This window comes from Phenylobacterium sp., assembly GCF_035276905.1.
Taxonomy (GTDB): Bacteria; Pseudomonadota; Alphaproteobacteria; order Caulobacterales; family Caulobacteraceae; genus Phenylobacterium.
This window is the reverse complement of sequence record NZ_DATELG010000091.1, coordinates 1-16981: the sequence shown is the minus strand read 5'-3', so window position 1 is coordinate 16981 and position 16981 is coordinate 1. Positions and strand designations below refer to the sequence as shown.

Annotated in this window: 17 protein-coding genes; 5 read left to right on the top strand and 12 right to left on the bottom strand. The window is 69.2% G+C overall.

Going from position 1 to position 16981, the window contains the following annotated elements:
• The first annotated feature begins 37 nt into the window (after nucleotides 1–37).
• The gene (gene truA / locus VJS38_RS03940) at nucleotides 38–781 is read left to right on the top strand and encodes a tRNA pseudouridine(38-40) synthase TruA (protein ID WP_324086849.1); all 744 of its coding nucleotides are present in this window, start codon (nucleotides 38–40) and stop codon (nucleotides 779–781) included.
• A 76-nt stretch (nucleotides 782–857) separates the two neighbouring features.
• On the opposite strand, the gene dapE is transcribed toward truA, so the two are convergent.
• A complete protein-coding gene (dapE, locus tag VJS38_RS03935; RefSeq protein ID WP_324086848.1) occupies nucleotides 858–2003 on the bottom strand; it encodes a succinyl-diaminopimelate desuccinylase in 1146 nt (381 codons plus the stop codon).
• A 57-nt stretch (nucleotides 2004–2060) separates the two neighbouring features.
• Between dapE and VJS38_RS03930 the strand changes: the two genes are divergently transcribed.
• The gene (locus VJS38_RS03930) at nucleotides 2061–2516 is read left to right on the top strand and encodes a cupin domain-containing protein (RefSeq protein ID WP_324086846.1); all 456 of its coding nucleotides are present in this window, start codon (nucleotides 2061–2063) and stop codon (nucleotides 2514–2516) included.
• Here VJS38_RS03930 and dapD read toward each other — a convergent pair.
• The 8 genes from dapD to VJS38_RS03890 all read right to left on the bottom strand — a co-directional run bounded on the left by dapD (nucleotide 2513) and on the right by VJS38_RS03890 (nucleotide 9106).
• Nucleotides 2513–3355, bottom strand: coding sequence for a 2,3,4,5-tetrahydropyridine-2,6-dicarboxylate N-succinyltransferase (gene dapD / locus VJS38_RS03925; RefSeq protein ID WP_324086845.1), 843 nt, complete (start codon nucleotides 3353–3355; stop codon nucleotides 2513–2515). The genes VJS38_RS03930 and dapD overlap by 4 nt on opposite strands.
• A 10-nt stretch (nucleotides 3356–3365) precedes the next feature.
• Nucleotides 3366–4028, bottom strand: a complete 663-nt coding sequence (locus VJS38_RS03920; protein ID WP_324086844.1) for a pyrimidine 5'-nucleotidase — start codon at nucleotides 4026–4028, stop codon at nucleotides 3366–3368.
• Nucleotides 4025–4939: an acetylglutamate kinase gene (gene argB, locus VJS38_RS03915; RefSeq protein WP_324086843.1), complete on the bottom strand. Its 915-nt coding sequence runs from the start codon at nucleotides 4937–4939 to the stop codon at nucleotides 4025–4027. Before argB ends, VJS38_RS03920 begins: the two co-directional genes overlap by 4 nt.
• 255 nt (nucleotides 4940–5194) lie before the next feature.
• Nucleotides 5195–5839 (bottom strand): ribosome biogenesis GTP-binding protein YihA/YsxC, encoded by a 645-nt coding sequence (yihA, locus tag VJS38_RS03910; protein WP_324086842.1) that lies wholly within the window; start codon nucleotides 5837–5839, stop codon nucleotides 5195–5197.
• Nucleotides 5836–7647 (bottom strand): membrane protein insertase YidC, encoded by a 1812-nt coding sequence (yidC, locus tag VJS38_RS03905; protein ID WP_324086841.1) that lies wholly within the window; start codon nucleotides 7645–7647, stop codon nucleotides 5836–5838. Before yidC ends, yihA begins: the two co-directional genes overlap by 4 nt.
• Before the next feature lie 11 nt (nucleotides 7648–7658).
• Nucleotides 7659–8054: a ribonuclease P protein component gene (rnpA, locus tag VJS38_RS03900; RefSeq protein ID WP_324086840.1), complete on the bottom strand. Its 396-nt coding sequence runs from the start codon at nucleotides 8052–8054 to the stop codon at nucleotides 7659–7661.
• Between the two features lie 26 nt (nucleotides 8055–8080).
• Nucleotides 8081–8215, bottom strand: a complete 135-nt coding sequence (gene rpmH / locus VJS38_RS03895; RefSeq protein ID WP_293482274.1) for a 50S ribosomal protein L34 — start codon at nucleotides 8213–8215, stop codon at nucleotides 8081–8083.
• Nucleotides 8216–8482: 267 nt separating this feature from the next.
• The gene (locus VJS38_RS03890) at nucleotides 8483–9106 is read right to left on the bottom strand and encodes a TetR/AcrR family transcriptional regulator (protein ID WP_324086839.1); all 624 of its coding nucleotides are present in this window, start codon (nucleotides 9104–9106) and stop codon (nucleotides 8483–8485) included.
• A 134-nt stretch (nucleotides 9107–9240) separates the two neighbouring features.
• On the opposite strand from VJS38_RS03890, the gene VJS38_RS03885 reads away from it, so the two are divergent.
• Nucleotides 9241–10824 carry a DHA2 family efflux MFS transporter permease subunit gene (locus VJS38_RS03885; protein ID WP_324086838.1) on the top strand — a complete coding sequence of 528 codons (1584 nt, stop codon included), beginning with the start codon at nucleotides 9241–9243 and terminating at the stop codon, nucleotides 10822–10824.
• 101 nt (nucleotides 10825–10925) lie between these two features.
• Here the strand turns inward: VJS38_RS03885 and VJS38_RS03880 are convergent, their stop codons facing one another.
• On the bottom strand, nucleotides 10926–12893 hold the full coding sequence (locus VJS38_RS03880; RefSeq protein ID WP_324086837.1) for a methyl-accepting chemotaxis protein: 1968 nt from the start codon (nucleotides 12891–12893) through the stop codon (nucleotides 10926–10928).
• 330 nt (nucleotides 12894–13223) lie between these two features.
• On the opposite strand from VJS38_RS03880, the gene VJS38_RS03875 reads away from it, so the two are divergent.
• Nucleotides 13224–13445 carry a hypothetical protein gene (locus VJS38_RS03875; RefSeq protein WP_324086836.1) on the top strand — a complete coding sequence of 74 codons (222 nt, stop codon included), beginning with the start codon at nucleotides 13224–13226 and terminating at the stop codon, nucleotides 13443–13445.
• Nucleotides 13446–13592: 147 nt separating this feature from the next.
• Here the strand turns inward: VJS38_RS03875 and VJS38_RS03870 are convergent, their stop codons facing one another.
• Both VJS38_RS03870 and VJS38_RS03865 read right to left on the bottom strand, forming a co-directional pair.
• The gene (locus VJS38_RS03870; RefSeq protein ID WP_324086847.1) at nucleotides 13593–14069 is read right to left on the bottom strand and encodes a DUF2231 domain-containing protein; all 477 of its coding nucleotides are present in this window, start codon (nucleotides 14067–14069) and stop codon (nucleotides 13593–13595) included.
• 97 nt (nucleotides 14070–14166) lie between these two features.
• Nucleotides 14167–14985: a DUF72 domain-containing protein gene (locus VJS38_RS03865; RefSeq protein ID WP_324086835.1), complete on the bottom strand. Its 819-nt coding sequence runs from the start codon at nucleotides 14983–14985 to the stop codon at nucleotides 14167–14169.
• 509 nt (nucleotides 14986–15494) lie between these two features.
• Between VJS38_RS03865 and VJS38_RS03860 the strand changes: the two genes are divergently transcribed.
• Nucleotides 15495–16973 carry a TolC family protein gene (locus tag VJS38_RS03860; protein ID WP_324086834.1) on the top strand — a complete coding sequence of 493 codons (1479 nt, stop codon included), beginning with the start codon at nucleotides 15495–15497 and terminating at the stop codon, nucleotides 16971–16973.
• Nucleotides 16974–16981: the final 8 nt, after the last annotated feature.

The window sequence follows — 16981 nt, the reverse complement described above, 5'->3', positions numbered from 1 at the left end:
GCGGCCAGGCCGTGGCGGCGGGGACGACGCTCGCCTGATGCCGCGCTACCGGCTGCTCATCGAATACGACGGCAGGCCTTACCACGGCTTCCAGGCCCAGGACGGCCTGGCGTCGGTGCAGGGCTCGATCGAACGGGCGGTGAAGGGCTTCTGCGGCCAGGCGCTGCGGCTGCACGCCGCCGGGCGCACCGACACCGGCGTCCACGCCACCGGCCAGGTGATCCATGTCGACCTGGAGAAGGACTGGAAGCCCGAGGTGGTGCGCGACGCGCTGAACGCCCACCTCGTGCCCGAGCCGATCGTGATCCTCGAGGCCTCCGTCGCGCCGGAGGGCTGGCACGCCCGGTTCTCGGCCCGCGAGCGCCGCTACCTCTACCGCATCCTCAACCGCAAGAGCCCGCCGGCGCTCGACCAGGGCCGGGTCTGGCACGTGAAGAAGCCGCTGGACGCGGCGGCCATGCACGCCGCCGCCCAGGTCCTCGTCGGCCACCACGACTTCACCACCTTCCGCGACCTCGGCTGCCAGGCGAAGTCGCCGATGAAGACGCTGGATCTCGCCGCGGTCCGGAGGGAGGGCGAGCACGTGCTGCTGGACTTCGCCTCGCGGTCCTTCCTGCACCGCCAGGTCCGCTCGATGACCGGCTCGCTCGTCGAGGTCGGCGTCGGCCGCTGGACGGCGGACGACCTGAAGGCGGCGCTGGAAGCCCGCGACCGCAAGGCCTGCGGGCCGGTTGCTCCCGCTGGGGGGCTCTATCTCACCTATGTTGGGTACGAGGGGTAAGGGGAGGGGCGCGCCCACACCCACAGTGACATCCCGGTCTTTCGCTGCGCGAAAACCGGAACGACAGTTTTGGGTGTCACCCGAACGCCGCGAAATACCGGTTGATCAGCCGCTCGTAGACCGCCTGCAGGCGCTCGATCTCGGCGACCGGCGTGCGCTCGTCGACCTGGTGCATGGTGATCCCGACGAGGCCCACCTCGACCACCGGGCAGAGCGCGCGGATGAACCGCGCGTCGGAGGTGCCGCCGGAGGTCGAGAGCTCCGGCAGGTGGGCGGTGACGTCGGCGACGGCGGCGGCGACGACGTCGGTGAAGGGGCCGGGCTCGGTCAGGAAGGCCTCGCCGCTGATCTGCGGCGTCACCGTCACCCGGCACCTGGTCCCCTGCGAGACCGCGGCGGCCTCGGCGGCGATCCAGTCGGCGAGCTCCTGGCCCGTATGGGCCGGATTGAAGCGGATGTTGAGCCGGGCGCGCCCGGTCGAGGGGATGATGTTGGTCGCCGCGTTCGGCATCTCGATCAGGGTGACCTCCAGGTTCGAGGGCTGGAACTCTGGGTAGCCCTCGTCCAGCACGCGGCCCTGAAGCCGTTCGAGCAGCGGGACCAGCACCCTCGCCGGATTGGCTGCGCGGTGGGGGTAGGCGACATGGCCCTGGACGCCCTCGACCAGGATGTCGGCGTTGATCGAGCCGCGCCGGCCGACCTTGACCATGTCGCCGAAGATCTGCGCCGAGGTCGGCTCGCCGACCACGCAGTGGTCCACCGCTTCGCCCTCGGCCAAGAGCGTCTCGACCACCTTCCTGGTGCCGTCGAGCGCCACGCCCTCCTCGTCGCCGGTGATCAGGAAGGAGAGCGAGCCCTTGACCTCGCCGGCGGCGATCGCCTTGGCGGCGGCGGCGATGTAGGCGGCGATGGCGCCCTTCATGTCGACCGCGCCGCGGCCCACCAGCACGCCGTCGACAACCTCGGCCGCGAAGGCGCCCTGGCTCCACGCGGCCGCGTCGCCGACCGGCACCACGTCGGTGTGGCCGGCGAAGCAGAGATTCGGTCGGGCGGTCCCGAGCCTGGCGTAGAGGTTCTCGATCTCGCCGAACTTCATGCGCCGGCAGGCGAAGCCCAGGCCGGTTAGGGTCTCTTCGACCACGTCCATGGCGCCGGCGTCCGCAGGCGTCACGGAGGGACGGCGGATCAGCTCCCGCGTCAGGTTGACGGCATCGATCAAGATCGCCCCCGAAGGCTTGGCGGACTAAATTCTCAAGTCCTCCTAGACCGGAAACGGCCCATGCCCAAGATCGACGTCGACCAGGTCCCGGTCCGCACCGGGACCAACTATCCGCCGCCCTTCGACGAACGCTGCCGCCGGCGCATGCGCCAGCGGCTGGGCGACGCCGCGGGCCTGACCCAGTTCGGCGTCAACCTCCTGCGCCTGCCGCCCGGTCAGTGGTCGGCCCAGCGCCACTGGCACACCGCCGAGGACGAGTTCGTCTATGTGCTGGAAGGCGAGGGCGTGCTGGTCAGCGAAGCCGGCGAACAGACCTTGCGGCCCGGCGACTGCGCCGGTTTCCCCGCCGGCAAGGCCGACGGCCACCACATCCAGAACCGTTCGGACCGCGAGCTGGTGCTGCTGGAGGTGGGCTCGCGCTGTCCGGAGGAAGACGGCTGCGACTACCCTGACATCGACATGCTCGCCCCGCCGGGCGCGCAGGGCTACACGCGGCGGGACGGGACGCGGTATTAATCCCGCAGCAGCTCGTTCACGCCGGTCTTCGAGCGCGTGCGCTCGTCCACCGTCTTCATGATCACCGCGCAGTAGGTCGACGGCAGCGAGGCGTCGGTCTTGTTCGGGCGCGAGCCGGAAACCACCACCGAATAGGGCGGGACTTCGCCGTAGGTCACCTCGCCGGTCTGGCGGTTGATGATCGGGGTGGTGGAGGTCAGGAACACGCCCATCGACAGCACGCTGCCCTGGCGCACGATCACGCCCTCGGCCACTTCCGAGCGGGCGCCGATGAAGCAGTTGTCCTCGATGATGGTCGGGTTGGCCTGCAGCGGCTCCAGCACCCCGCCGAGGCCTGCGCCGCCGGAAATGTGGCAGTGCTTGCCGACCTGCGCGCAGGAGCCGACCGTCGCCCAGGTGTCGATCATCGTGCCCTCGTCGACGAAGGCGCCGACGTTCACGAAGGACGGCATCAGCACGACGTTTTTCGCGATGTGCGCGCCGCGGCGGACGACGGCGCCCGGCACGGCGCGGAAGCCCGCGGCCTCGAACTGCGGGGCGTCCCAGCCGGCGAACTTGGTCGGGACCTTGTCCCAGAACGGCCCCGGGGCCGGGCCGTGGACAACGGCGTTGGGGTTCAGGCGGAAGGAGAGCAGGATCGCCTGCTTGACCCACTGATGCACCTCCCAGCGGCCGTCGGCCTGGCGCCCGGCGACGCGCAGCTCGCCGGCGTCGAGGCGCTGCAGGGTCTCCTCCACCGCAGTGCGCACCGGTCCGGTGGTGGCGGTCGAGACGCCGTCGCGCGCGTCCCAGGCCCGCTCGATCTCGATCTTCAGGTCGCTCACGGTGATGCTGGTCATGGTCTCTCTTTCAACGGGTCTCGCGCCGGCTCACGCCCTGCAGGAAGGGCGTGAGCCGTGGGGCGCGGAAATGGACGAAGGGCGCGGCGGAGTCCAGCGCGTGCGGGCCGACCAGCACCGTGGTCATGCCGAGGTCGGCGGCCGGCTGCAGGTTGCGCTCGGAATCCTCGAAGAAGCAGGTCTGCGCCGGGACCACACCGTGCTCGGCGCACATCCGGGCGAAGGCGCGCGGATCGGGCTTGGGCGTGTAGTCGAACGAGGCGATGTGGAAGACCTCGTGGAACAGGTCCGTCAGACCCAGCCGCCGCAGCACGCGCTCGGCGTGCCGCGCGTCGGCGTTGGTGAACACCAGCCGGCGGCCGGGCAGGGCCTCGATCGCCGCGACCAGCTCCGGGTCGTGCGAGAGCGCGTCCAGTTCGATGTCGACATAGGCGTCGGCGAACTCGGCCGGATCGACGCCGTGGTTCTGCATCAGCCCCAGCAGGGTCACCCCGTGCCTGACCAGATAGTCCTTCTGCAGCCGGTAGGCCTCGTCGCGCGGCAACTGCGTGACGCGCATGACGAAGGCGGTCATCCTCCGCTCGATCTCGGCCATGAGGCCCGACTCCGCCGGATAGAGGGTGTCATCCAGGTCGAAGAGCCAGGTGGTCACATGGCTGAGGTCTACGCTCATCTGCGGATCAGCGTGCCGGCCCCGTGCTCGCTGAACAGCTCCACCAGCATGGCGTGCGGCCGCCGGCCGTCGAGGATGACGACGGCCTCGACGCCCGCCTCCACCGCGGCGATGGCGGTCTCGAGCTTGGGGATCATGCCGCCGGTGGCGACGCCGTCGGCGATCGCGGCCTCGGCCTCCGCCACCGTCATCTGGCGGATCAGCTCTCCGTTCCTGTCGAGCACGCCCATGACGTCGGTCAGCAGCAGCATCCGCTTGGCGCCCAGCGCGCCGGCCAGCGCGCCGGCCACGGTGTCGGCGTTGATGTTGTAGGTCTCGCCGTCCTGGGAGACGCCGATCGGCGCCACCACCGGAATATAGTCGTGCTCAGCGTAGATCAGCGCCTGGATCAGCTGCGGGTCGATCTTCTTCGGCTCGCCGACGAAGCCCAGGTCGACCATCTGCTCCTCGTCGGAGCCCGGGACCTTGCGGGTCCGCTGCACCTTCTCGACGGTGATCAGCCGGGCGTCCTTGCCGGACAGCCCCACCCCGCGCACGTCGGCCTCGGCGCCGGCCTGGGTGATCCAGTTGGCGATCTCCTTGTTGATGGCGCCGGAGAGCACCATCTCGGCCACCTCCATGGTCGCCTCGTCGGTGACCCTGAGGCCGTCGACGAAGGTCGATTTCACGCCCGCCTTGGACAGCCAGGCGGAGATCTGCGGCCCGCCGCCGTGCACCACCACCGGGTGCACGCCCAGCATCTTCAGCAGCACGGCGTCGGCGGCGAACAGCTTGGCCACCTGCTCCTCGCCCATGGCGTGGCCGCCGTACTTGATGACCACCGTCTCGCGATCATAGATCTGGATGTAGGGCAGGGTCTCGGCCAGCGTCTTGGCGGTCGCCCAGCCCTGTTCTTCCGCTTGTTCGCTCACCGTACGCCCCGGGCTGCCGTTCCGGGGGTCGGATAGCGGAGGAGAGGGGCCGTGTCATCCCAGATCCGCCCCCTTGGGGGAGGTGGTCCGAAGGACCGGGCTTCCGCTCAGATGCAGATGACGCCTGCCTGAACAGGGCGTTTGAGTGGAAGCCCTTTCAGTCGGCCCGCCGGATCGCTTGCGATCCGGCGATCTTCACCGAAACCTCGCCGCGGAGCGGCGAGGTGGCGACAGCTCCCCTAAGGGGGAGCATCTTCAGAGCGCGCACGCCGCGGCGATCTCGGCGCGGAGCTCGGGGATGCCCTGGCCGGTCTCGGAGCTGGTGGCCAGCACGCGCGGGAAGGCGGCCGGACGCTTGGAGACCGCCTTCAGCGTCGCCTCGGTCACCTTGGCGACTTCGGCGGGCTTCAGCTTGTCGGCCTTGGTCAGCACGATCTGATAGGAGACCGCGGCCTGGTCGAAGGCGTCGAGCGCCTCGCCGTCGACGGCCTTGAGGCCATGGCGCGCGTCGATCAGCAGATAGGCCCGCTTCAGGTTCGGCCGGCCGCGCAGGTAGGAGCGGCCGAGGTTCTGGAACTTCTTGGCCACCTCGCGGCTGACCTTGGCGAAGCCGTAGCCCGGCAGGTCGACCAGCCGCAACCGCTCGTCCAGCACGAAGAAGTTCACTTCCCGCGTCCGACCCGGTTCGTTCGACGCCCGCGCCAGCTCCTTGCGCCCGGTCACCGCATTGATCAGCGACGACTTGCCGACGTTGGAGCGGCCGGCGAAGGCCACCTCCGGCAGGTCCGCCTCCGGCAGGCCGGAGATCGCCGCCGCCCCCATCAGGAAGCAGGTCTCGCGGGCGAACAGCTTGCGCGCCGCCTCCAGCGCTTCCTCGTCGAAGGGCGCGGTCTGGCTCAAGTCGCCGCCTTCTTGCCCGACATGCGGGCGAACCAGCGGTCGAACGGGGTCTCGACCTTGTAGTGGCGCATCAGCACGTACTGCTGGACGAAGGTGATGACGTTGCTCCAGGTCCAGTAGATCAGGAGGCCCACGGCGAAGGGCGCCATGAAGAAGGTGAAGATCACCGGCATCAGCTGCATCACCTTCTGCTGCGCCGGGTCGGGCGCGGGCGGGCTCATGGCCATGCTCATCCACTGGGTCAGGCCGTAGAGCAGCGGCAGGATCCCGATGTGCAGGGTGGTGTCCAAAAGGCCGCCCACCACCGGCGCATGCGCCGGCGTCCAGGGGATCAGGCCGAACAGGTTCCAGACGGTGGTGGGATCGCGGGCCGAGAGGTCCTGGATCCAGCCCATGAACGGGGCATGGCGCATCTCGAGGGTGACGGTCAGCACCTTGTAGAGCGAGAAGAACACCGGGATCTGCAGCAGCACCGGCAGGCAGCCGGCCAGCGGATTGACCTTCTCCCGCTGGTAGAGGGCCATCATCTCCTGCTGCTGCTTGGCCGGGTCGTCCTTGAACTTCTTGCGCAGCTCCTCGACCATCGGCTGGACGCGGCGCATCTTGGCCATGGACTCGTACTGCTTGTGGGCGATCGGGAAGAAGATCGCGCGCACGGCCACCGTCAGCAGCAGGATGGCGACGCCGAAGCTGCCCACGTAGTGGTAGATGAACTCCAGGAAGGCGAAGATCGGCCGGGTCAGAAACCAGAAGTGACCCCAGTCGACGGCGCTGTCGAAGCGGGGGATGTTGTACTGCTGCTGGTAGGCCTTGAGCGTCGGCACGACCTTGGCGCCGCCGAAGAAGCGGGTGGTCTCGCTGGTCTGCTGGCCGGGCTGTACCGTGCGCGCCGCGCCGACGAAGTTGGCGTCGAAGACGTCGAGGCCCTGGACCTTGGTGTCGCGGAACTGGCCTTCGAACGGCTGGCCCTGGGCCGGGATCAGGGCGGCCAGCCAGTACTTGTCGGTGATGCCGACCCAGCCGGTCTTGGAGGCGATCTCCCCGCCGCCGCCGTTCTTGGCCCACTGCTTGTACTTGATGAGCTTCAGCGTCGGATTGTCCTGGCCGAGCGCGCCCACCGCGCCCTCGTGGACGATCTGGCTGCCCTGCGCCGCCGGCGGCAGGCCCTGACGCTGGATCGAGCCGTACGGCGCCAGCGTCACCGGATGGTCCGAGGCGTTGGCCACCGTGTCGGTGACCGTGAACATGAACTTGTCGTCGACCTCGATCTTGCGCGTGAAGGTCAGGCCCTGGCCGTTGGCGGCGGTCAGCACCAGCGGCTGACCGGGCGACAGCGTCGAGCCCTGGGCCACGGTCCAGACGGTGTCCTCGTTCGGCAGGCCGGGCACGTTGGCGCCGGTCCAGCCGAACTGGGCGAACCAGGCGTGCTGGGCGCCTTCGGGGCGCAAGAGCTCCACCGGCGGGGAGTTCTTGTCCACCGTCTGGCGGAATTGGGTCAGCCACAGGTCGTCAATCCGCGCGCCCTTCAACGCGATGGAGCCCTTCAGCGACGGCGTGGCGATCGGCACGCGCGGGCTGGCCTGCAGCGCCTGGGTGCGGCTGACCGGGGCGGGTCCGTCGGCGGTCGGCGCGCCGGGGCTGCCGGGTCCGTGCGCCTGGGCCTGAGCCTGCGCCGTGGCCTGAGCCTGCTTCATCTCGGCCTGGCGGCGGGCCGCCGCCGGGTCGAGCACGAAATGCTGGTAGATGAAGAACAGGAAGACCGCGCACACGAGGAAGATGATCGTGTTGCGGCTGGATTCGTCTTGCATCGGGGAAGAGCTCAATCTGCGGGCGGGACGTGCGCAGGGTCGCGGGGCCGGCCGTCGCGTTCGGCGGCGAGCCTTATCAGCGCGCTTTTCACATCGTCAAGAAGACGCGCCCATGGGCGCGCGATCACGCCGCCGCGGGCGATGAACACATAGTCGAAACCGGGGCGGGCGAGGTCGGGCAGCAGCAGCCTGGCGGCCTCGCGCAGCCGCCGCTTGGCGCGGTTGCGCTGGACGGCCCCGCCGATGCGCTTGGTGGCGGTGAAGCCGGCGCGGACGAGGGACTTTTCGTCGCTGCGCGAGCGCGCCTGGACGACCACGGCGCCGCGGGCGCACGCCGGCGCCTGGGCGCAGGCGAGGAAGTCGGCGCGCTTCTTGAGACGTTCGATGGCGAAGGCGGCGCCGGCCATGCCGACACCCTTGGCTCAGCTAAGGCTTAAGCGCTCAGGCGCTTGCGGCCCTTGGCGCGACGACGGGCCAGCACCTTCTGTCCATTCTTGGTGGACATGCGCAGGCGGAATCCGTGCCGGCGCTTGCGCACGAGTCGGGACGGCTGGAAAGTCCGCTTCACGGGAAGGCTCCGGGGTCGAAAATCGAGGCGCGGTGGATAGTGGAACGCTGAGGCCGAGTCAACCGCAATGTCCGGCTGTGCAGTCGAAGCCCCTTTTTACTCCGTCATCGCCCGACTTGTTACTCCGTCATCGCCCGACTTGTTCGGGCGGACCCATCCCAAAGTCGTTCCGCAAATGATGAGGCCGGCGTTCCGGGCTGGGTAGCCCGAACAAGTCGGGCCATGACGGAGGAAGAATAAGGAGGAGAAGGAAAAAGGGGCCTTGCGCTACCGGGGATCCCGCAGCGCCCCCAGCCCGCCCAGGATCATGGCGACGGCGAAGTCGGTGGCGGCCTCGGTGTCGACGGGCCGGCGTTCGAGCATCTTGTCGCCGATGTCGCGGGCGATGGCGATGCAGGCGGCGGCCATGAAGTCGGGATCGGCCGCCGGCCCGCCGTCGCGCACGATCGCCTGGGTGATCGCCGCGCGCACCTCGTCGAAGACCGCCGCCATCTCCGGCGTGGTGACCCGCAGCGTCGGATGATGCTCGCCGGGCGGACGGCGCGCGGCCCAGTTCTCGTGCTCGTCGGCGATGAAGGCGAAATAGGCGCCGATGGCGGCGCGTACGAAACGCCCGGGCTCGGCCCCGGCCTCGGCGCGCAGGCGCTTCAGGATCGGCGCGAACCGCGCAGCGCCGTCGGCGGTCAGCGCCGCGTGCACCTCTTCCTTGGAGCGGAAGTAGTTGTAGAAGGCGCCGACGGACAGGCCTGTGCGGCGGATGATGTCGCGCACCGTGGCCGCCTCGTAGCCGAGCTCGGCGAACACCTCGCGCGCGGCGTCGAGGATGGCCTGCCGGTTCTGCAGCTTCGTCTGCTCGCGCTTGCCGGCGGCGGGATAGGCGGCCTCGGACATCACGTCGCAGCCTAGTGTCCCGCTTCCGAACTTCGCAAGCTAGGATCGCCCGGCCGATAAGGCCAGCTTGGCCGCCGGCCCGGACTGACCGGCGACGCGAAGCCCGCTACATGTCGCCCGAAGGAGGCGCAGCCATGATTTCCGACGAGCACCGGGGCGGCGGCGCGCGCGTCGTCGCCACGGACGGATTGTCGGCCGAGCCCAGGTCGGGCACGGCGATGCGGGCGGTGGCGACGGGCGGGATGATGCTCGCCACCACCATGAACTCGCTCGACGCCACGATCGCCAACGTCGCCCTGCCGCACATGCAGGGCAGTCTCTCGGCCGGGCAGGACCAGATCACCTGGGTGCTGACCTCCTACATCGTCGCCAGCGCGATCATGACGCCCTTCTCCGGCTGGCTGGCGCTGAAGATCGGTCGCAAGCCGTTGTTCCTGTTCTCGATCGCGGCCTTCATCGGCGCCTCGATCCTCTGCGGGATCGCCACCACGCTTCCGGAAATGGTGCTGTTCCGCCTGCTGCAGGGCTTCGCCGGCGCCGGCATGATGCCGATCTCCCAGGCGGCGATCCTCGACCTGTGGCCGCAGCGCTTGATGCCCCGGGTGATGGCCATGTGGAGCGCGGTGATCATGGTGGGCCCAATCCTCGGGCCGACCCTCGGCGGCCTGCTCACCGAGCACTTCTCATGGCGCTGGGTGTTCTACGTCAACGTGCCGGTGGGCGCGCTGGCCTTCGTCCTGGTCTATCTGACCTTGGAGCCGGACCGCGGCGGCCAGCAGCGGCCGTTCGACTTCCTGGGCTTCTCCGCCCTGGTGCTCTGCACCGGCGCGATCCAGCTGATGGCCGACCGCGGCCCCAGCCAGGACTGGTTCGACAGCCGCGAGATCTGGATCTACGCCGTCGTCGCTCTGGGCGGCCTGCATGTCTTCCTCATCCAGACCCTGACCGCGCCGCATCCCTTCTTCCACCGCGCGCTCTTCGCCGACCGCAACTTGGTGACCACCGCGATCTTCATGTTGATCGTCGCGGCGATGATGTTCGGCACCGGCGCCCTCTTGCCGACCTTCATGCAGAGCCTCCTGGGCTATTCCGCCCTGCAGAGCGGCCTGGCCAGCATGTACCGCGGCTTGGGCTCGATCTGCGCCTTCGCCATCGTCAACGCCGCGACCCGCAAGCTCGGCGCGCGCCAGACCATGGCGATCGGATTGGCGATCTGCTTCTACTCGCTGTGGCGCATGGCCCACTTCGACCTGTTGATGACGGCCACGCCGATCAAGGTCGCCGGCTTCGTGCAGGGGATCGGCATGGGGTTGATGTTCGGTCCGCTGTCGGTGCTCGGCTTCGCGACGCTGGCGCCCCAGCACCGCACCGAGGCGGCGGTGTTCAGCAACGTCCTGCGGACCATGGGCTCCAGCCTCGGCATCGCCGTGCTGCAGGCCAACCTGATCAGCCAGAGCGCCACCGCCCACGAGCGGCTGGCGGCGGGCCTGAACCCGTCCGACCCGGTGATCCGCTGGTCGCTGCCGCACGTCTTCGACGGCTCCGCCGGCGCCTTGGAGGCGCTCAACGGAGAGGTCACCCGCCAGAGCGCGATGATGAGCTACGATTCCATCTTCGCCTGGATGGCGCTGCTCAGCCTGCTGCTCGGGCCGCTGATCCTGATCCTCAAGCCGCCGCACGGCGCGGCCTCGGAGACCCTCGAGGTGCATGCGGACTAGGGGGAGGGGGCAGCTCGCCAGAGGCGGAGCATCGCGCCGCAACGAAAAAGGAGCGCCGGCGGACCGACGCTCCTTCAGCAGGCTGAGCCGGGGTCAGGGGCTCAGAATTCTTCCCAATCGTCGGGGGCGGCCTGCGAGACCGGCGCCGGCTGAGCCTTCAGCGCGGTCGCGCCGATCGACTGAGGCGGCGCATAGGTCGGCGCGGCCGGGCGCGGCGCGGGCGCCGGGCGCTCGGCGCGGCTGGAGCCGGCGTACTGCAGGGTCTCCACGCCGCTGATGCTGAAGCGGCCGACCAGGCGCGCGAGTTCCTTGGTCTCCTCGGCCAGCATCCGGCTGGCGGCCGTGGCCTGTTCGACCATGGCGGCGTTCTGCTGGGTGACCTGGTCCATCTGGTTGACGGCGGTGTTGACCTCGGCGAGCCCTTGGGCCTCCTCGCGGGCCGAGGAGGCGATCTCGCCCACCAGGCCCGAGATCTCGTTGACGTGCGCCACGATACGCTGCAGCGCGTCGCCCGCCTCGCCGACGAGGGACACGCCCTCCTCGACCTGCTGGCTGGAGGCCGAGATCAGGCCCTTGATCTCCTTGGCCGCGTCGGCCGAGCGCTGGGCGAGGCCGCGGACTTCCGAGGCCACGACCGCGAAGCCCTTGCCGGCGTCGCCGGCGCGGGCCGCCTCGACGCCTGCGTTGAGGGCCAAAAGGTTGGTCTGGAAGGCGATCTCGTCGACCACGCCGATGATCTGGCTGATCTCGCGGGCGGACTTCTCGATGGCGTTCATCGCCACCACCGCCCGGCCCACGACGTCGCCGGAGCGTTCGGCGTCGGCCTTGGCGGAGCCCACGGCCTCGCGGCCGGCGGTCGCCCCGCTGGCGGTCTTCTGCACGGTGGCGGTGATCTGGTCGAGCGCCGCGGCGGTCTCTTCCAGGGTCGCGGCCTGATGCTCGGTCCGCCGCGACAGGTCCTCGGCGCCGTTGGAGATCTCGGCCGAGCCGGAGCTGATCGAGGCGGTGGAGGTGGCGATGGCGCGCAGCACCTCCTCCAGCTTCTCGACGGCGGCGTTGAAGTCGTTGCGCAGCTTCTCGTACTCGCCCGGGAAGGCGATCCCGAGCCGGATGGTCAGGTCGCCGGCGGCCAGGCGGTCGAGGCCCTCGGCCAGCGAGGTCACCACCAGCCGCTGCTGCTCGGCCACCAGGCGCTGAGCCTCCTCGGCCCGGCGGCGCTCTTCCTCGGTGGCGTTGCGGTTGGCCTCCTGCTCCTGCCGCAGCCGCTCGAGGTGCAGCTGGTTGTCCTTGAAGACGGTGAGCGAGCGGACGATGGCCCCCAGCTCGTCCTTGCGGCCGAGGTTGTCGAGGTTCACGTCGGCGTCGCCGCGCGCCAGCTTCTCGGTCGCGCCGGCGATCTTCTGCACCGCGCCGCGGATGTTCATCGTCAGGAACCAGGCGATGACGGCCGAGCCCAGCAGGGTGATCAGGGCCGCGACGATGGTCACGGTCTGGGCCATCTGCGAGCGGGACTCGGTCGCCTTGGTCTGCTTGTCGGTCTGGGCCTGCGCCTTGTCGACGATGTCGCGCAGGGTCGCCGACATCTTGCTGTACTGCTCCTCGAAGGGCTCGGCGAAGCCGGCGGCGGTGGCGAAGTCGGCCGTCATCATGGCGGTGACCACGTCCAGACCCTCGTGGGTCTCCTTCAGGTCCTTCATCAGCTTGTCGTACTGCGGGCGCTGCTCGGGCGGCGCGGCCGCGCGCGCCACGCCGACCTCGGCGCGGATCGAGTCCACCTCGGCCAGCAGGGCCTTGGCCCGGGCCTCGCTCTTGCCGACGTCCATCTTGGCGGCCGTGTGCGTCAGGAGCAGATAGAGCTCGCCGTGGACCGCGGTGATGCGTTCGGAGATCTTCTGCATGCGCATGCTGTTGGGCATGTCCGTGTGGACTACCCGCTGCAGTTCGTGCAGCTCGCTCTTCTGCAGCACCAGTGAGCCGATGGCCATCAAGGCAAGCATGGCCACCGCGAACGCTGGCGCGAAACCGATCTTGACCACCAACGGCAGGTCTTGAAGCCTGACGCGTTTCATGGAGTCCCCCCGCAATCTCGTCGAATCGCCGGATATGATGAAGGGATGACACTAACGGTTCGTGACCAAGCCGGGACGCCTGCGCCGCGCCTTCGTCATGAATCCTGGGCTGCGAGTGGCGCAACGATTGGTTGATATTTGAAATTTACGAGGATTTAAGAATAACGGAACTGACGACTCAGTTTATTTTAACAGATGCCCTCGATATTCCGTCGCATCCAATGCGAGATGGAGTTGGGGAAGATGAAGAAAATCATCGCCGTTCTGGGCGGGATCAGCTTGAGCCTTGTTGTGGCGAGCGCCACGTCTGCGGCGTCTTTTGAAGAAAGCATGTCGCGTTGCCTGTCGAAGAACGCGAACACCCGCGATGCGGCCATGGTTACGCTCGACTGCACCGCCGAGGGCGGCAAGCTGTCGAACTGCAAGGTCGTGACCGAGAGCGCGCCCGGCAAGGGCTTCGACAAGGCCGCGCTCTGCGTCGCCGACGTCCTGCCGATCGGTTCCAAGACCGGTCAGGTCAAGGTTCCGGTCCGCTTCCCGGGCGGCGGCTGATCTGCGCGACGCGCAAGTTACAGTACCTGAGTTCAGTACCTGTGTTCCAAGCCTAGTTCCAAGTCTTGAGTACTCTGAGGAAACGTCCTCGCGCCCGTGGCGCGGGGGCGTTTTTCTTTGGCTCGGCGCCGCGGCCGCGAATCCGGCTCAGCGGATCGAGGCGGTCTCCGTTTCGTCGACGACGCCGACGTGGCCGCGGTAGACCATCTCCCAGCCCATCCAGCCGTTGAACAGGAGCAGCGCCACGGCGATCGCCGAGAGCGTCACGCCGGACGGCGCGATGGCGTCGCGGATGTCTCCGGCGCTGCGCAGGTAGAAATTCACCGCCTGCAGCGCCACCAGGATCACATTGCCCACCATATGCAGCCACGCCTGGCGCAGGCGGCGCACGCGCCGGTCCCCCAGGAAGTCGGTAAGGCCCAGGACCGCGGCAAGCAGCGCGCTCGCAAGGCCCGCGCCCAGCAGCCACATGGACGCCTCGGCGAAGCCGGGGCGGTGGGTGTTCAGGTAGATGAGGTCCGTCACCAAGGTCGACACGAAGAAGGCGATCGGGAACGGGATGACCATGGGGTGCAGCGGGTGTCCCGCGACCTTCGCCGTACTTCTTGGATTGTGAGTGTTCATATCGGACACGGCCGATCCTCCGCTCTGCGTCTGCGCATCTGAGATCGCAGACCGCTGTCGAGTTCCGTCGCAGGCAGGCCGCGCCGCGCGGAACCTCCTACCGCGGCGGCTGCCCGCCCACCCGCTCCAGCAGGGCCATGGCCGCGGCGGGCGCGCGAACCTTTCCCTCGTGGATGAAGAAGGCGAACACCTCCCGCGGCGCGACCGGCGCGGAATGGTCGGCGTCGACCTTCGGCAGGTCCGCGGGCGCGCCGCCGCTGGCGTAGGCTTGCAGCCGCCGTGCCCAGAGATCCAGGTCCTGCGGCGTATAGGCCGTCTCGACGTCGTCGGAGCCGGTCTGCAGCCGGGCGTAGACGAGGTCGCCGGTGACGTCGGCGATCATCGGATAGGTCTCGTGGTCCGCCAGGCAGACGGCGACATTGTATTTGCGGCAGAGCGCGATGAAGGCCGGGGCCTTGAACGATGCGTGCCGCACCTCGACCACGTGGCGCAGCGGCAGGCCCTCCAGCTTGTCGGGCAGCAGCCCCAGGAAGCCCTCGAAGTCCTCGGGCTCGAACTTCTTCGTGGCCATGAACTGCCAGAGGATCGGCCCCAGCCGGTCGCCCAGCTCGACGAGGCCCTGGTTCAGGAACACCTCCATCGACTTGCCCATGTCGGAGAGCGCCTTGCGGTTGGTGCAGAAGCGCGAGGCCTTGACCGAGAACTTGAAGCCGTCGGGCGTCGAGGCCCGCCACTTGGCGAAGCTGTCCGGCTTGAAGGTCGAGTAATAGGTGCCGTTGATCTCGATCGCGGTCAGGTGGCGCGACGCGTACTCCAGCTCCTCGGCCTGCCTGAGCCCTTTCGGATAGAAGACCCCGCGCCAGGGCTCGAAGGTCCAGCCGCCGATCCCCGCCCGAATTCGACCCGTCTCAGCCATGGCGTCCCTCACTTCGGTCGCGCCTGAACTTAGTGAGCAGACGGCGCCGCGCCAACGGCGCGGATGGATCCGCCCCGTGATCCCGAACGGCCTGCCGGGCCTGCCGGACACCGGTCGGTTAAGGTTTGAGGCCAGAAATCCAGGGTTGCGGCGTTTGCCGGCGGTTCGCGCCGAGGCGCTGAAGCGGTGGGGCTCTGCCGAAACCAGCGGTTGTGACCCGCTCTGGCTCCTAAAGCAGCCGGGGCCGATCGCGACGGGTGCGTTAACCCCTCGCCAACCGCCTCTTAACCTTACAGACATTACACTTCACAGAATGAAGCGTTCCCGCATAAGCCAAACGTGCCTGGCGTCCGGAGAAGGCGCCGGCGAGGAGGGGGCCTTTTGGGGAAGAGGTGTGTCGCTCCGGCGCTTGCACCGGCGCCTCCGTACGTCCAACTAGCCCAGCAAGCGGCGCCACATCGCCGACGGGGGAGAACCGCCGGGGACCGCCCGGCCCGAAATCACCGCTGATGCGTTCCGCCGCTTCCATCGCCGTGCTCGCCTGTCTGGCGCTGGCCGCCTGCGCTTCCCGGCCCAAGGTGGACCTGCGTCTGCCGGCCGCCTACGAACCGCCCGCGCAGGCGGCGGCGACGCCGGCGGCCGCGGCGGAGCCTGCGCTCGAAACCTGGTGGGCGGCGTTCAACGATCCGCAGTTGACCGGCCTGATCGAAGACGCCCTGGCGCACAATCCCGACGCCAAGACCGCCGCCTCGCGGCTTCGCGAGGCGAGCGCGACGCGCTCCAGCGCGCTCAGCCACTTCCTGCCGCAGGGCAACCCCGGCTACTCGTTCTCGCGGCAGAACACCAAGGGCGGCCTCACTATCCCAGGCCTTCCGTTCGATATCCCCGGGCTGACCGGTGGCGGGATCACCGACACCTATTCGCTCAACTTCAACGTCAGCTGGGAAGTCGACGTCTTCGGCCGGCTGTTCGCCGCCAAGCATGTGGCCGACGCCGACGTCGCCGCGGCGGGCTTCGACTACATCACCGCGCGCACCAGCCTCGCGGCCGAGGTCGCCGACGCCTATTTCCAGGCGCGCGGCCTGTCCATCCAGCTCGCCGACGCCACGGAGAGCGCCCGCATCGAGCGCGAGCTCTACGATGTCGCCGACCGCCGGGCCAAGGCGGGCCTGGCGGCGACCTCCGAGCCCGACCGAGTGGCCGGCGACCTCGCCCAGTCCGACGCCCAGGTGGCCAACCTTCAGGCCGAGCTGCAGGCCCAGCGACGCGCGCTGCTGATCCTCGCCGGCCGCTACGTCGAGCCGACCAGCTCGGTCGACCTGCCGCCCTTCGTCGGCGAGGCGCCGCCTGTGCCGGAGACGCTGCCCAGCGACCTGCTGCGCCGCCGGCCGGACGTGCGCAGCGCCGAGGTTCAGCTGACCGGCGCCGTCGGGCGCAAGTCGGTCGCGCTCATGGCCTTCCTGCCGACCTTCACCCTGAAGCCCGGCTACGGCTGGTCCAAGGCCCTGCAAGGCGCCTCGGCGACCGTGTCGAGCACCTGGACCGTCGGCGGCGCCGTGACCCAGCCGATCTTCGACATCCCCAACCTGATCGCCCAGCTGAAGATCTACGACGCCCGCACCCAGCAGGCCGCCTACGCCTATGAAAAGGTCGTGCACACCGCCTTCAGCGAATCCGAGGCGGCGCTGGTCAGGCTCGAGGCCGACCGCAGGCGCGTGGTCCTGCTGACCGACGGCGAGGCGCGCGCCAGGCGCGCCTATCGCGCCGCCCTGAGGGGCTACCAGCTTGGCCTGAACGACCTGAACACCACGCTGTCGTCCGAACAGGGCTGGCGCACCGTGCGGGTCCAGCTCACCTCCGCCCAGGTACAGACGCTGCGCCAGGCGGTGACGGCCTACAAGGCGCTCGGCGGCGGCTGGACCGTCGGGCCGCCGCCGCCCAAGCCGCTGGCCGCCGGTCCGCGCGCCGCAGACCCGCGCGCAGAATGAGGCCTTCC